The sequence below is a fragment of the Vibrio sp. 10N.286.55.E10 genome, from assembly GCF_002872555.1.
Classification (GTDB): Bacteria; Pseudomonadota; Gammaproteobacteria; order Enterobacterales; family Vibrionaceae; genus Vibrio; species Vibrio crassostreae.
This window is the reverse complement of the sequence record NZ_MCSD01000060.1, coordinates 86,540-102,569: the sequence shown is the minus strand read 5'-3', so window position 1 is coordinate 102,569 and position 16,030 is coordinate 86,540. Positions and strand designations below refer to the sequence as shown.

The 16,030-nt window shown below is 43.9% G+C and carries 12 protein-coding genes; 10 read left to right on the top strand and 2 right to left on the bottom strand.

The genetic code is table 11. The features are described from left to right. Positions 1–291 precede the first annotated feature (291 nt). The 4 genes from pflB (at position 292) to BCV39_RS21610 (ending at position 5,397) form a co-directional block, all read left to right on the top strand. Complete coding sequence (pflB, locus tag BCV39_RS21625; RefSeq protein ID WP_055319744.1) at positions 292–2,568, top strand: formate C-acetyltransferase; 2,277 nt, start codon at positions 292–294, stop codon at positions 2,566–2,568. A gap of 201 nt (positions 2,569–2,769) precedes the next feature. Next, entirely contained in the window at positions 2,770–3,771 is a 1,002-nt protein-coding gene (locus BCV39_RS21620) for a lipid A-modifier LpxR family protein (RefSeq protein ID WP_102432541.1), read from the top strand. Positions 3,772–3,935: 164 nt separating this feature from the next. After that, entirely contained in the window at positions 3,936–4,676 is a 741-nt protein-coding gene (pflA, locus tag BCV39_RS21615) for a pyruvate formate lyase 1-activating protein (RefSeq protein ID WP_102432542.1), read from the top strand. A 220-nt stretch (positions 4,677–4,896) separates the two neighbouring features. Continuing rightward, entirely contained in the window at positions 4,897–5,397 is a 501-nt protein-coding gene (locus tag BCV39_RS21610) for a YfbU family protein (protein ID WP_017631241.1), read from the top strand. A gap of 106 nt (positions 5,398–5,503) precedes the next feature. Here BCV39_RS21610 and BCV39_RS21605 read toward each other — a convergent pair whose 3' ends face one another. Next, positions 5,504–6,259, bottom strand: a complete 756-nt coding sequence (locus BCV39_RS21605; RefSeq protein ID WP_102432543.1) for a MipA/OmpV family protein — start codon at positions 6,257–6,259, stop codon at positions 5,504–5,506. Between the two features lie 354 nt (positions 6,260–6,613). On the opposite strand from BCV39_RS21605, the gene BCV39_RS21600 reads away from it, so the two are divergent. The 3 genes from BCV39_RS21600 (at position 6,614) to BCV39_RS21590 (ending at position 11,513) form a co-directional block, all read left to right on the top strand. Beyond that, positions 6,614–8,548, top strand: a complete 1,935-nt coding sequence (locus BCV39_RS21600; RefSeq protein ID WP_048659697.1) for a PrkA family serine protein kinase — start codon at positions 6,614–6,616, stop codon at positions 8,546–8,548. A 119-nt stretch (positions 8,549–8,667) separates the two neighbouring features. Continuing rightward, positions 8,668–9,939, top strand: coding sequence for a YeaH/YhbH family protein (locus tag BCV39_RS21595; protein ID WP_102432544.1), 1,272 nt, complete (start codon positions 8,668–8,670; stop codon positions 9,937–9,939). Between the two features lie 11 nt (positions 9,940–9,950). Continuing rightward, complete coding sequence (locus BCV39_RS21590; RefSeq protein WP_102432545.1) at positions 9,951–11,513, top strand: SpoVR family protein; 1,563 nt, start codon at positions 9,951–9,953, stop codon at positions 11,511–11,513. Between the two features lie 185 nt (positions 11,514–11,698). On the opposite strand, the gene sohB is transcribed toward BCV39_RS21590, so the two are convergent. Continuing rightward, on the bottom strand, positions 11,699–12,766 hold the full coding sequence (gene sohB, locus BCV39_RS21585) for a protease SohB (RefSeq protein ID WP_055319739.1): 1,068 nt from the start codon (positions 12,764–12,766) through the stop codon (positions 11,699–11,701). Positions 12,767–12,903: 137 nt separating this feature from the next. Here sohB and BCV39_RS21580 point away from each other — a divergent pair, with 137 nt between their 5' ends. From BCV39_RS21580 to BCV39_RS21570, 3 genes are all read left to right on the top strand, one after another. After that, a complete protein-coding gene (locus BCV39_RS21580) occupies positions 12,904–13,644 on the top strand; it encodes a YciK family oxidoreductase (RefSeq protein WP_017629695.1) in 741 nt (246 codons plus the stop codon). A 154-nt stretch (positions 13,645–13,798) separates the two neighbouring features. Next, complete coding sequence (gene imuA, locus BCV39_RS21575; protein ID WP_102432546.1) at positions 13,799–14,506, top strand: translesion DNA synthesis-associated protein ImuA; 708 nt, start codon at positions 13,799–13,801, stop codon at positions 14,504–14,506. A 3-nt stretch (positions 14,507–14,509) separates the two neighbouring features. Next, positions 14,510–15,979, top strand: a complete 1,470-nt coding sequence (locus tag BCV39_RS21570; RefSeq protein ID WP_102432547.1) for a DNA polymerase Y family protein — start codon at positions 14,510–14,512, stop codon at positions 15,977–15,979. Positions 15,980–16,030 lie beyond the last annotated feature (51 nt).

The following is a 16,030-nucleotide window of genomic DNA, read 5'->3' as shown; positions in this document are numbered from 1 at the left end:
AAAGTAGTAATCAGATTAAAAAAAAGTTTGGGTGGCAACCCCTGTCACTCAAATTTTTTCAACTTTTTTTGGCATTTATTGATTTAGTTTAAGGTTTGCAGGAATTTTTTAGCGTAGTCTTGAATTCATAGAGTAAAGACAACATATAAAAAGTAGTGACAATATATATAACCATATGACGCTTATATGCTCATATATATTGTTATTAATAAGAGTGTACTACCCTTACGAGGGGCGCTGGCTCAACAGTGTTAATGTACGTATTTTTTCTACTAAAAAGGTAGGTATGTCATGGCAGAGCAATTTGCTAAAGCTTGGGAAGATTTTGCTGCAGGTGAGTGGCAAAGCGAAGTAAACGTTCGTGATTTCATTCAAAAGAACTACACGCCGTATGAAGGCGACGAGTCTTTCCTAGTTTCTGAGGGTACTGAAGCAACTAACAAGCTTTGGTCTTCGGTAATGGAAGGTATCAAACAGGAAAACGCAACTAAAGCACCTGTAGATTTCGATACTTCTGTTATCTCTACCATTACTGCTCACGATGCAGGTTACATTGAGAAAGATCTTGAGACTATCGTTGGTCTACAAACTGAGAAGCCACTAAAACGTGCAATCATCCCTAACGGTGGTGTACGTATGGTTGAAGGTTCTTGTAAAGCATACGGTGAAACTCTTGACCCAATGGTTTCAAAAATCTACTCAGAATACCGCAAAACACACAATGCTGGCGTTTTCGATATCTACACTCCTGATATCCTAAAATGTCGTAAGTCTGGTGTTCTGACTGGTCTTCCTGATGCATACGGCCGTGGTCGTATCATTGGTGACTACCGTCGTGTTGCACTTTACGGTATTGATTTCCTAATGAAAGACAAAGCTGCTCAATTCGCTTCTCTACAAGAGCGTTTCGAGAACGGCGAAGATCTTTCTGCAACAATGCAATTGCGTGAAGAGATCTCTGAGCAACATCGTGCTCTAGGTCAAATCAAGCAAATGGCTGAGAAATACGGTTTCGATATCTCTGAGCCAGCTCAAACTGCTCAAGAAGCTATCCAGTGGACTTACTTCGGCTACCTAGCTGCTGTTAAATCTCAAAACGGTGCTGCAATGTCTCTAGGTCGTACTTCGACTTTCCTAGACATCTACATCGAGCGTGATATCGCTGCTGGCAAAATCACAGAAGACCAAGCACAAGAAATGATCGACCACTTCGTAATGAAGCTGCGTATGGTTCGTTTCCTACGTACTCCTGAGTACGATGAGCTATTCTCTGGCGACCCAATCTGGGCAACAGAATCTATGGGTGGTATGGGTATCGACGGTCGTACGCTAGTAACGCGTTCGAACTTCCGTTTCCTAAACTCTCTATACACTATGGGGCCTTCTCCAGAGCCAAACATCACTGTTCTTTGGTCTGAGCAACTACCTGACGGCTTCAAGCGTTTCTGTGCGAAGGTATCTATCGATACTTCTTCTATCCAGTACGAAAATGATGACCTAATGCGTCCTGACCTTGAGTCTGATGATTACGCTATCGCTTGTTGTGTATCTCCAATGATCGTTGGTAAGCAAATGCAGTTCTTCGGTGCTCGTGCTAACCTTGCGAAAACAATGCTTTACGCAATCAACGGCGGTGTGGACGAAAAACTTAAGATGCAAGTTGGTCCTAAAGAAGCTCCAATGACTGACGCTGTTCTTGATTACGATAAAGTAATGGACCGTCTAGATCACTTCATGGACTGGTTAGCTAAGCAATACGTGACTGCACTAAACAGCATTCACTACATGCACGACAAGTACAGCTACGAAGCTTCTCTAATGGCTCTTCATGACCGTGACGTTCGTCGTACTATGGCTTGTGGTATTGCTGGTCTATCTGTTGCAGCTGACTCACTGTCTGCAATCAAATTCGCGACTGTTAAACCAATCCGCGACGAAGATGGCATCGCAACTGACTTCGAAATCGAAGGCGATTACCCTAAATACGGTAACAACGACTCTCGTGTAGATGACATTGCTTGTGAACTAGTTTCTACGTTCATGAACAAGATCCGTAAGCTTAAGACTTACCGTGATTCAATCCCTACACAGTCAGTTCTTACTATCACGTCTAACGTGGTTTACGGTAAGAAAACAGGTAACACTCCAGACGGTCGTCGTGCTGGCGCTCCTTTCGCTCCTGGTGCTAACCCAATGCACGGTCGTGATGAGAAAGGCGCAGTAGCTTCACTAACGTCTGTAGGTAAACTACCGTTTGCTGATGCACAAGATGGTATCTCTTACACGTTCTCTATCGTGCCAAACGCACTAGGTAAAGAACAAGACAGCCAACGTGCTAACCTTGCAGGCCTAATGGATGGTTACTTCCACCACGAAGCTGGCATTGAAGGTGGTCAACACCTTAACGTTAACGTTCTTAACCGCGAAACTCTTGAAGACGCAGTTAAGCACCCTGAGAAGTACCCTCAGCTAACAATCCGTGTATCTGGTTACGCTGTTCGCTTTAACTCTCTAACTGCAGAGCAACAAGCTGACGTAATCGCACGTACATTTACTGAGTCTCTATAAGCTCACTGCTTAATAGACAGTAAATAATATTAGCCTCGCCAATGTGCGGGGCTTTTTTATATCCGTTGTAAATCGCACAAGCTTAACCCATCCCTCGAAGTGTTAGATTGAGCAAAAAAGCACCCTGCCATTCACTTTTTTTCCACAAATCCTGTCAAATTACGGTAATATCTCGGTTCATAATTTAAGAGTAACTGCTCCATGAAATACCTGCGTTGTTTACCCCTGATTCTCCTTTCTTTTTCATCTTTGGCATCTGATCGTTCTACGTTAACTTTCGCTTTAGATAACGATGGTATTTTTGGTGTCGACCAAGACTATACCAACGGCTTATTTCTGGGTTACACATCATCAAGTATTACACCATACAACTGGGTAAAACCACTGAGCCTTTCTTACTGGGGCGCAAGCTCTCTAGATAAGTGGGAAATCACCATTGGCCACAAAATGTATACGCCTTCAGATATTGAATTGGAAACACCATCTGCCAATGATCGCCCGTATGCAGGTTACCTACACACCGAATTCAACTACATCAGCTTAAATCCACAACAAGCTCAGCGTTTTAACATCACGTTTGGTACGACTGGTGAGCGTGCACTTTCAGAAGATGCTCAAAAGCTGGTTCACTCAATCACAAAATCAGATGAGCCTATGGGCTGGGAATATCAAGTTGATGATGAGTGGGCGGGAAGCGTTGGCTACCTAAGCCATTTCAACTTAATGCGTAATCAAGCTCTAGCGAATACTGACTACGAAATCTCTAACGTTTCAGAAATCAACGTGGGTAACTTTAGAAGTGATATCTCGACTGGTTTTATGTTCCGTTGGGGTACTGACTTGGGCGGTAACTTTGGTGCAGCCAACATCACCACAGAAAACCCATTCAAACCTGGCATGATCGGCGCATCAAACGCTGGTTGGTTTACCTATGCAGGCCTTGAAGGTCGTTACCGATTCAACGACCTAACAATTGAAGGCGATCGCTCAGGTGTTGATGAGTACGCTCATAAAAACAACGAAGATCCCGCTATCTACGATGTGACTTTAGAGAATATTCAAGCGACTGCTGTATTGGGTGTCGCTTGGTATAACCGATACGTTGGTGCCTCTTTCGCACTAACAGCAAAAACACCAGATTACGAAGAAGCAAAAGAGTCAGTGTACACCACTGGCGGTATCACAATGTTTGCTTTCTTCTAGCCACCAGTAAGAGCTTTCGTCCTTTACTTTCCAAGTTTAATAAAGGCAATCATCTTAACGGGTGATTGCCTTTATTTTTAAAGACCTCGTTACCATTTGACCCTATTTTATGTACCGTTTTTGTAATAAAATAAAGGGTATAAATTCCTCTACGAGAATAGCTCATGTCTACAACTGGTCGCATTCACTCATTCGAATCTTGTGGTACTGTCGATGGCCCTGGTATCCGCTTTATTGTGTTTCTTCAAGGCTGCTTAATGCGTTGTATGTACTGTCATAACCGTGATACATGGGATCTTCATGACGGAAAGGAAGTAACGGTCGAAGAGATCATCAACGAAGCAAAATCATACCGTCATTTTATGAAAGCATCGGGCGGTGGTATCACCTGTTCTGGTGGTGAAGCGATGCTACAACCTGAGTTTGTTCGTGACTTTTTCCGCGCAGCTCAAGCTGAAGGCATTCACACTTGTCTTGATACTAATGGCTACATTCGTAAGCACACTGAAGTGGTCGATGAAGTACTAGAAGCCTCTGATCTAGTAATGCTAGATCTTAAACACATGCGAGATGAAATTCACCACGATTTCATTGGAGTATCAAACCGACGTACTCTGGATTTTGCGCGCTACTTGCACAAAATCGGTAAGAAAACTTGGATTCGCTATGTGATTGTTCCTGGCTACACCGATACGCCTGAAGATGCTCATCTTCTAGGTGAATTCATCAAAGATATGGATAACATCGAGAAAGTAGAACTGCTTCCGTACCACAAGCTTGGTGCTCATAAATGGGAAGCGCTTGGTTTTGACTACCCGCTTGAAGGAACAAACCCACCAAGCAAAGAAAAAATGGACGAGATTGTTGAGGTTCTAAGCCAGTACCATTCAAACGTAAAATACTAATCTAGACTTACGTCCATAGCGATTTCAAACGCCTCAATTTCGATTGGGGCGTTTTCTTTTCGAGCCAAACAACCCTTTCACTTTTCTTTACAACTTTTGTTTATCAATTCAAAAAATCATATTAAATCCGTGTTGAGATCATGTTTCCACTCGTAGGAATGCTGTTACTCTTACTGCAACAAAAGAATACAACATTTAGTTTTTTAGTGAGGCTCCTCCCATGGAAATGACCAATGCTCAGCGTCTAATTCTATCAAATCAATACTACCTAATGTCTCAAATGGATCCTGAGAACTCCGCTAAATATCAACGCCTACAAACGATTGTAGAACGCGGTTACGAACTCCAAATGCGTGAGCTTAACAAAGAGTTTGGTTGTTTGACTGAAGCAGAATGTCGCGAAATTATCGACATCATGGAGATGTATCATGCAATGCAAGAGTCAAACAAAATGCTTGCAGAGCAAGAACGTGCTGAAGTAGACCAACGTCGCCTACAGTTCTTAGGTTTTGATATCGCTTCTGAAGCACAGATCGTACATTACGTGCGTTTCCTTGTAGATTCTGAAGGTCTTTACCCTCAGTTCGACAAAGCGGATCACCACTTCAATAGCCAAATGCCAATGCTAGACAAATACCGTCGCATGCTAACAACATGGCGCAACTGCCCTCGTCAGTACCACCTATGTGCGACAGAGCTATCTCAAATCTTCAGTGCTTAATGCATCAAAAGATAAGCCTCAGCTGGCTTAAAAAATTTCAAAAAAGGGTTACTCATCACGAGTAACCCTTTTTTAATATTCGTATACAAAGAGAAAACCAAAGTAACTAGAAAACGTAAGCAACACCGACGTTTGCAGCCATGTTGATACCACTTTCAAGTATTGGGCTGTTCTCAATATTCCCTTCTAGATTGGTATAACGAACGCCACCCGTCACTCGGATATTTGGCGTCACATGCAAGTAACCACCTAAACCAATAAAGTACTGGCCATCCCAGTCTGCGTCGAATTCATTGAGGTTTGTTCTTGCCGCTTCAGCTGAACTCACACCATATAAGTGATTGTTCAAACGCTCACTGTTATAGGCGTAACCAATAGAAGGAGTAATCGCCCAACCATTTCGGCGAATAGGTAGGCGCCATGCCGCTTCTGCGTAAATACCGTTATGCTTAAAACCTAAGTCCGAACCTGCTGTCGCTTCAAACATCCCAACCAGAGTAATCACTTGATAACTGATACCACCCAATACAGAGGCATCACGTTCATCCAACTTTTGAATATCAACGTTATCAGAGTCACCCGGCTTTAATGCTCTTGAATCATAAACGGCTCGAAACACAATATTTTGCGGTGAACCTGCAGGTAATAAGCGATAGCCTGCACTGAAACCACGCATAAAGAAGTGCTCACCTTCATAACCAATCATAGGGATCACGGCACGGTTTGACGGAGTGTCTTTGTAAACAGCAGGAGAATAAGAGGCAGCAACGCCGAGTGACCACTGCGAGATTTTTGCATGTGTTGCTGTCGAAGCCAGTAACGCAGCACTGATAGCCACTATTTTTAACCCATTGTTCTTCACTACATCTACCTATTTATTGAGCAATTTTTGATAACGCCGCGCATTATATGGTACTTCGTTCCGGAAAATCAATAGAGCCCAGTTATACATCTAATACACATAAATCCAGTGTGAGTATTATTAAGCGACCTAAAATCACAAAACAAACGGCTAGATCCCCTCGAATGTAAAATAATTTGATTCTACACGCCTCAAGTTGCCTATTGAGCTCGCTACGTTTTTCACACACAAAATTGTAAATAAATACATAATTGTTAAGCAAAATTGTCGAAGCGGGTCTAACCTTAAAATGTAGGGAGAGCCTATTTTTCAATCGCTCGTCAGTTTTGACTGGTTAACAAGGGGAATGTGACTATGAGTATTTTTGACCACTATCAATCACGTTATGAAGCAGCCAAGGAAGAAGAGCTGACATTGCAAGAGTTCTTAGCGCTGTGTAAAGACGATAAAAGTGCTTACGCGAATGCTGCCGAGCGCTTATTACTAGCCATTGGCGAACCTGAGGTCATTGACACCGCTCAAGACCCTCAACTGAGTCGTATTTTCTCGAACCGTGTCATCTCACGCTACAGCGAATTTAAAGATTTCTACGGCATGGAAGATGCGATTGAACAGATTGTGTCTTACTTAAAACATGCAGCACAAGGTTTAGAAGAACGCAAACAAATCCTTTACCTACTTGGCCCTGTGGGCGGTGGTAAATCTTCTCTTGCTGAAAAACTCAAAGCCCTGATGCAGAAACTACCAATCTATGTATTGTCTGCTGACGGTGAACGAAGCCCAGTAAACGATCACCCATTCTGTCTATTCGATGTCAACGAAGACGGTGACTTATTGAAGAACGAATATGGCATTGAGAAACGCTATCTTCGCTCAATTATGTCTCCGTGGGCTGCAAAACGTCTGCACGATTTTGGCGGTGATATTTCCAAATTCAAAGTCATCAAACTACGCCCTTCTATTCTCGATCAAGTTGCGATCGCTAAAACAGAGCCTGGTGATGAAAACAACCAAGATATTTCGTCTCTGGTTGGTAAAGTGGATATTCGTAAACTTGAGCACTTCTCTCAAGATGATCCTGATGCCTACAGCTACTCTGGTGCGCTATGTAAAGCCAACCAAGGTGTGATGGAATTCGTGGAGATGTTTAAAGCGCCAATCAAGGTATTACACCCACTACTAACGGCAACACAAGAAGGTAACTTCAACGGTACCGAAGGGCTTTCTGCACTGCCATTTGACGGTATGATTCTGGCTCACTCGAACGAATCTGAGTGGCAGACCTTCCGTAACAACAAAAACAACGAAGCCTTCCTTGACCGTGTGTACATTGTAAAAGTCCCTTACTGTCTACGAGTCTCTGAAGAAGTTAAGATCTATAAGAAGCTGCTTGAACACAGTGAGCTATCCAAAGCCCCTTGTTCACCAAGCACGCTCGACCTTCTATCGCAATTCAGCATCCTATCGAGACTGAAAGAGCCTGAAAACTCTTCTCTGTTCTCAAAAATGCGGGTTTACGATGGTGAGACTCTAAAAGACACAGATCCAAAAGCGAAGAGCTACCAAGAGTACCGAGACTATGCTGGCGTTGACGAAGGTATGTCTGGGCTATCAACACGTTTCGCCTTTAAGATCCTGTCTCGCGTGTTTAACTTCGACCAAGCCGAAGTGGCCGCTAACCCAGTGCACCTGTTCTACGTTATTGAGCAACAAATCGAACGTGAGCAGTTCCCTCAAGAAACCGCCGAGAAGTATCTAGAGTTCTTGAAAGGATACCTAGTACCACGCTACGTAGAGTTCATCGGTAAAGAGATTCAAACCGCTTACCTAGAGTCTTACTCTGAGTACGGTCAAAATATCTTCGACCGCTACGTGACCTACGCAGACTTCTGGATTCAAGACCAAGAGTACCGCGATCCAGAAACAGGCCAGCTATTTGACCGCGCTTCTCTGAATGGTGAACTTGAGAAAATAGAGAAAACAGCCGGTATCAGCAACCCTAAAGACTTCCGAAATGAGATTGTGAACTTTGTGCTTCGTGCCAAAGCCAACAATAACGGTCAAAACCCTGTGTGGACGAGCTACGAGAAACTGCGCACTGTGATTGAGAAGAAAATGTTCTCTAACACAGAAGAGCTACTTCCTGTTATCTCATTCAACGCTAAGACCTCAACGGATGATCAGAAAAAACACGACGACTTCGTTGCTCGTATGATGGAAAAAGGCTACACCGAGAAACAAGTGAGACTGCTATCCGAGTGGTACCTAAGAGTTCGTAAATCCTCATAACCAAACTGTATTGAGCTGCTTAAGTGAGCAGCTCGTACAAAGCAATAACTCTTATATCCTAATAACTCTTATACCCTAATAAAAAGTAGGATCGTGACATCAGCTGAGAGGGAGTTCTTATGGCACAATTTATCGATCGGAGGCTCAATGGCAAGAATAAGAGTGCTGTGAATAGACAGCGTTTCTTACGACGCCATAAAGAGCAAATCAAAGAATCTGTGGCCGATGCAGTTAACCGACGCTCAATCACCAATACTGAAACTGGTGAAGACGTCACTATTCCCCATAAAGACATCAAAGAGCCAAGCTTTCACCAAGGTCAAGGCGGCGTAAGAGAACGCGTTCACCCAGGTAATGACCAGTTCATCACTGGCGATAAAATCGAACGTCCCAAAGGGGGCGGGCAAGGTGGTGGCTCAGGCCAAGGTGACGCAAGCCCTGATGGCGAAGGCCAAGATGAATTTACCTTCCAAATTTCAAAAGATGAGTATCTTGATATTCTCTTTGAAGATTTAGCTCTACCTAATCTAGAGAAGAATCAGGTCAATAAAATCACCGAATGGAAAACACACCGCTCTGGTTATCAAAGCGCGGGGATTCCATCCAACATCGCTATCGTTCGTTCACTTCAGCAATCTCTAGCTCGTAGAACCGCGATGACAGCAGGTAAAAAGCGCGAGCTTCACCTACTGATGGAGCAACTTGACCAAGTTAAAATGACGGAACCGGCACAACCCTTCGAAGAGAGTCGCTTAAAAGAAGAGATTGCCGAGCTACGCAAAAAAATTGAAAACGTTCCATTCATTGATACCTTCGACTTACGTTTTAAAAACTATGAGAAGCGCCCTATTCCATCTAGCCAAGCCGTGATGTTCTGTTTGATGGATGTGTCCGGATCTATGGATCAAGCCACCAAGGACATTGCAAAACGCTTCTACGTACTGCTTTACTTATTCCTCAATCGCACCTATGAGAATGTCGATGTGGTGTTTATTCGTCACCATACTCAGGCAAAAGAAGTCGACGAGCATGAATTCTTCTACTCGCAAGAGACCGGCGGCACCATCGTTTCTAGTGCATTGAAACTAATGAAAGAAATTGTTGCAGATCGCTACCCAGCTAACGAGTGGAACATCTATGCGGCACAAGCTTCTGATGGCGATAACTGGGCTGATGACTCGCCTCGTTGTAAAGAGCTATTGGTGAATACGCTTCTGCCAACTTGTCAGTATTACTCTTACATCGAAATCACACGCCGCTCTCACCAAACGCTTTGGCACGAGTATGAGAAGTTAGAAGCAAGCTTCGACAACTTCGCAATGAAAAACATTAAAACGGTGGATGATATTTTTCCTGTGTTTAGAGAACTGTTCCAGAAAGAGACAGCGTAAGGGAGTTTGCCATGACAGCGAAATCAAACGTTGCAGAGAAAGACAAAGCTGCAAAAAAGAAAAACAACAAGATGCTGCCTGATGGTCCAGATTGGACATTCAATCTCTTGGAACAATATCACGTCGAAATTAAGCGTGTGGCGCAGCATTACCGTTTAGATACTTACCAGAACCAAATTGAAGTGATCACTTCAGAGCAGATGATGGATGCATACTCAAGCATTGGTATGCCTATCAATTACAACCACTGGTCATTTGGTAAGAAATTCATTCAAACCGAGCAAAACTATAAGCATGGTCAGATGGGCTTGGCATACGAAATTGTGATCAATTCAGACCCTTGTATCGCTTATCTGATGGAAGAGAACACGGTCACGATGCAGGCACTGGTAATGGCACACGCTTGTTACGGCCACAACTCTTTCTTTAAAGGCAACTACCTGTTCCAGACCTGGACAGACGCTAGTTCTATCATCGATTACTTACTGTTCGCTAAGAAGTACATCAGTGGTTGTGAAGAGAAGTATGGCGTCGCTGAGGTCGAGCAACTCCTTGATTCTTGCCATGCATTAATGAATTACGGCGTAGACCGATACAAACGTCCTGAGAAGATTTCCATTGCCGAAGAAACCGCAAGGCAGGAAGAGCGAGAGGCTTATCTGCAATCTCAAGTCAACGAGCTATGGAGAACTGTGCCAAAAAATCAAGACAAGGAAAAAGAGACCAAAGTCCGCTTTCCTAGCGAACCTCAAGAGAACATTCTCTACTTTATCGAGAAGAATGCACCACTACTTGAACCTTGGCAGCGTGAGTGTGTTCGTATTGTTCGCAAGGTGAGCCAATACTTCTATCCTCAGAAACAAACACAAGTGATGAATGAAGGTTGGGCTACCTTCTGGCACTACACCATTCTCAACCACCTTTACGACGAAGGTTTGGTGAGTGACAAGTTCATCTTAGAGTTCCTGCACAGCCATACTAGTGTGGTCGCACAACCTGCTTACAATAGCCCTTACTTCAGCGGGATAAACCCTTACGCACTCGGCTTCGCGATGTTTAGAGACATACGACGCATCTGTGAAGAGCCAACCGATGAAGACCGAGAGTGGTTCCCAGACCTGGCCGGAAGTGATTGGTTAGAAGCGGTGCATTTTGCGATGCACAATTTCAAAGATGAGAGCTTTATCAGCCAATACCTTTCTCCAAAGATCATTCGAGACTTTAAGCTGTTCTCAGTGCTCGACGACGACCGTAAAAACACCATTGAGGTAAGTGCTATTCATGATGACCCGGGCTATCGCCTGATTCGTGAAAAGCTTGCGGCTCAATACAACCTAAGTAATCTTGAACCTAATATTCAGGTGTTTAACGTCGATGTTCGTGGTGATCGTTCAATGACACTACAGTATGTGCCTCATGACCGTATCCCGCTTGACAAAGGCTACGATGAAGTGATGAAGCATCTCTATCGCTTATGGGGCTTTGATGTGATTTTGGAAGAACTCAAAGACACTGGACACAGAGAGATTCTGACGACTTGCCCAAAACGTAATGATTATGGAGCCAAGATTTAATATCAATCACAGTAAATAAATGATTGGTATAAAACTCCGCTCCCCCTACAACATAGTGGTCACCCGCTCGGAAGTGGAGCAATAAAAAAGCGCATAAGTCTGATGACTTATGCGCTTTCTTTTTAAAGCTCAAACGTCTGTAAATGAACGTAAGGCACTCAGCTTAGAACTAGAACTCAATAAGCTTAAACAATCGGTTTTTGACCGCGTTCAATCAGCTTCATCAGCACGCTGTCGGCAGATTTACCTGCCACGCCTGCGAGCTTGTCTGACAGCTTTTTCTTCTGTACATAGTGAATCGCTAGCACTGTCTTGTCTTTGCATGCTTCAACAACTAAATCATCAGAAGTGCGGAGCTCATCCACCAGCCCAAGTTCATGAGCTTGCGTACCAAACCAGTGTTCACCCGTCGCCACTTTATCAAGATCAAGTGCTGGACGATGGTCGCGAATGAAGTCTTTGAATAGACCATGTGTCTCTTCTAGCTCTTCTTTAAACTTCTCACGTGCTTTATCGCTGTTCTCACCAAACATAGTCAGTGTGCGCTTGTACTCACCTGCTGTTAGCTGTTCAAACTCAATATCATGCTTCTTAAGCAGTTTGTTAAAGTTTGGCAGTTGAGCGATCACACCAATAGAGCCAACGATAGCGAAAGGCGCTGACACAATTTTGTCTGCAATACATGCCATCATGTAACCGCCGCTTGCCGCCACTTTGTCTACCGAGATAGTCAGAGGCAGACCTGCTGCTTTGATACGATCAAGTTGAGAAGACGCCAAACCATAGCCGTGAACCATGCCACCGCCAGATTCAAGTTTAAGTAATACTTCATCGCCTTCACGAGCAACAGCCAGAACCGCCGTTACCTCTTCACGTAATGAAGCCACTTCTTTCGCATCAATGCTGCCGTTAAAATCAAGAACGAATAGATGTGGTTCACGCTTGCTATCAAGCTCACCCTCTTTCGCAGCTTTCTTCACTTCTTTACCGCGTGATTTTACTTTCTCTTTTTCCGCTTTCTTTTCTGCTTTATCACGGGCTTTGATGAAAGCATCATCGTGTAGATGGTGCTCTAGTTGTTCAATCGTCTGTTTATGGTGTTCAGATAGGTTCGTGATTTCCAGCTCACCTTTAATTGCGTTTGATTTCCCACCCACAGATTTAGCAATCACTAAAATTGCGATGATGGCGATTACAACGGTCGCAATCTTGGCTAAAAACAAGCCGTAGTCCAACAAAAATTCCAATGTCATATCCCCTATTGTATGAATTAGTGTATTGTAACCATCTTGTCACGATTACCAAGAATTTCTCATCATTCCTGCGGTTATCTGTGTGATTAAACATCAATGGAATGACGAACATAATAAAAGAAAGAAGGATAAGCACAGTGGATTACCCAATCTCTACAGATGCCCTCAAAGATAAAGTAATTTTGGTTACAGGTGCCGGTGCTGGCATTGGTCGCCAAGCAGCACTAAGCTTCGCTCAACATGGTGCAACTGTCATTCTGTTAGGCCGCAATGTTAAAAACCTTGAATTCATTTACGATGAAATCGAAAGTGCTGGTTACCCACAGCCTGCGATCATCCCATTGGATCTAAAAGGCGCGACAAAGCAGAACTACATTGATATGGCTGAAACCATTGAGTCACAGTTCGGTCGTTTAGATGGCCTACTTCATAACGCTGGCGTTCTCGGTACTCTGAGCCCGTTTGAGCAGATTGATGAAGAAACCTTTGATGATGTTATGCAGATCAATGTGAAGTCTGAGTTCTTGATGACTCAAGCACTACTGCCTGCACTTAAGAAAGCAGAAGCGGGTCGTATCGTATTTACCTCTTCAACGGTTGGTCACTCTGGCCGTGCATTCTGGGGCACTTACGCAATTTCTAAGTTTGCTACCGAAGGTATGATGCAAATCCTAGCGGACGAGCTTGAAGACACAAATATCCGTGTTAACGCAATCAACCCAGGTGGCACTCAAACACGTATGCGTGCAAAAGCGTACCCTGGAGAAGATGCGAATAAGCTAAAAACGCCACTCGACATCATACCGCTGTACCTACACTTAATGAACCCAAGTGTGACGGACATTAATGGCCAATGTATCGATGCTCAACCTAAGTAGTTGATATTATAACCAATCGTAAAAAGTCGCTTTAATAGCGGCTTTTTTTGTATCTAAATCAAGCACCTAAAACTTAGTTCCTCTGATTTTCATCATTTTGCTTTGCATCTTTTTCATTGTTAAATATACTGTATAAATATACAGGTATTTAATTATGCATGAACTCATAAAAAACTTACAAGACCGCCAGCTAATCTGGAAAGGGCTACAATCAACAACGCTAGGAAGTACCACTTCTACAGGCTATCCGCAATTGGATAAACAGCTTGATGGTGGCTTTCCGACACACGGCGTTATTGAAGTTGAATCACAGCAAGGGATCGGTGAACTTCGCCTTCTTACGCCCTATTTAGCTCAGAAAAACTCGCAAAAACTGGCCATATTCATTAACCCGCCAGGGAAGATTTGTGCCGAGTTTTTTAGCAGCCAAGGCATTGAATTAGAGAACATTCTCATTATCCAGCCGCAACGCGAACTCGATGCGTTGTGGGCGGCTGAGCAGTGCCTCAAAAGCGGCGCTTGTCACTCTGTATTGCTATGGGGAGCCGATCTAGAAATCCACCAAACCAAGCGCTTACAAGCAGCCAGTGAAACCGGTAAGTGCCTGCAGTTTCACTTTAAAGCCACCAGCCATAATCAACTATCCCTACCCGTTTCTTTGAGCATGAAGCTGTCTTCTCACGCCCAAGGATTGAAGGTAGAGGTAACAAAAAGAAAAGGCAGTTGGTCATATGGCAGCTTTATTCTAGACATGACACACAACTGGCCGTTACTCACAGAGAAAGTCGTTTATGAAGACAGTTCAGACCGCACTTTGTCTGGTAACACTGTGCTGGCTTTTCCTATTGCGAAGCAAGGCTAGCGTATGTTGTGGCTTTATATTCACTTTCCATCTCTGCAGCTGGATACCTTGTTTAACTCTAATGAATTGGGTTCGAGCGAAGACTCACGCGAACAACCTATTATCATCGTGGATGAAAAAGATCATCGTGTGCTGCAAGCTAATCCAGCTGCGCTGCAATCGGGAATTTCGCTTGGTATGGGCTTAGGCTCTGCGGCGGCGCTGTGTCACAATTTACACGTCCACCCTTACAGTATTGAACTGGAGAAAAGTAAGCTCAAAGAGATCGCTCAATGGGCTTATCTAGTCACTTCCGACATGGCACTATTGCCACCTAATGGTTTATTGATTAAAGCCTCTAACATGCTGTCACTTTACGACGGGTTAGATAACTACTGGCATGAACTCAAAAACCATATTGCAGCCCTCAACATTAAGTTCAGTTTTGCCACAGGTTACTCGCCGCTTGCTGCGACCCTTTTGGGTAAGCAAGCGATCAACCAAGCAACAAACAATGTTGAGCAAATGAAAGCTTGGGTCAATCAGCAAGCATTGAGTTCCAGTGAACTACCGACCAAGCAAGTTGAACGCCTGAACCGTGTCGGTATCAATATCGTTGAAGACCTATTAAAGCTGCCTTTGCAAGAGGTCGCGCGTCGCTTTGACATCGACTTGGTCAATTATGTTGGTCGTCTTAATGGACAGTTCAAGCACCCGATTGATTTTTATCACCCGCCAGAGAATTTCCAACAATATCTGGAGCTGTTGTTTGATATTGAAAATATTCTGTTCATTGAAAAGCCGTTACTGAAATTACTAAATCAACTCGAGTGTTTTTTGAAGCTACGCGACCGAGTGGCTTTCGAGTTAACACTGACTTTGCACCTAAGAGATAAAGACGACCACCCTGTCTCTTTTTATTCGGCACAAGGTGATTACCTTGCTGGAAAATGGGCGAACCTTACCCATCTAACTTTAGAATCACTAAAGCTCACAGCGCCGGTTCAAGGGCTCACTCTCTCGTTAACTCGTCATGGTGAGCCTCAAATGGCCTACCATGATCTTTTTGATGGCAATACCGGAACACTTGCTGCGCTAGACCTGCTTTCACTGTTACAAGCGAAGCTTGGGCAGGCCAGTATTCAAACACCGAAAATACAGCATGACCCAAGGCCAGAAAAAGCCAATCAGTACTCGATCCCAACACTGAGTAAATCTGTGTCAAAGAGTAAAACTCCCTCAGAGTGCGAGCAACAAACCACAGATCTCAGCGTCAATCAACAACGACTCAGGCCCAGTATTTTGCTGCCGGAGCCCGAAGCACTAACCGAAAGCGTCACTTTATCTCAAGGCCCTGAACGCATTGTTTCTGGCTGGTGGGATGGCGAGAAAATCGTTCGTGACTACTTTATTGCTCACAGTGAGAACGGTCGATGGCTATGGGTATACAGAACACCCGATAAACAGTGGTTCTTGCACGGTTTGTTCAGTTAGTAAGGCAGTTTGGTAAGCCGTTCTTACCACTTGTTCCATTTAAACGCCCCT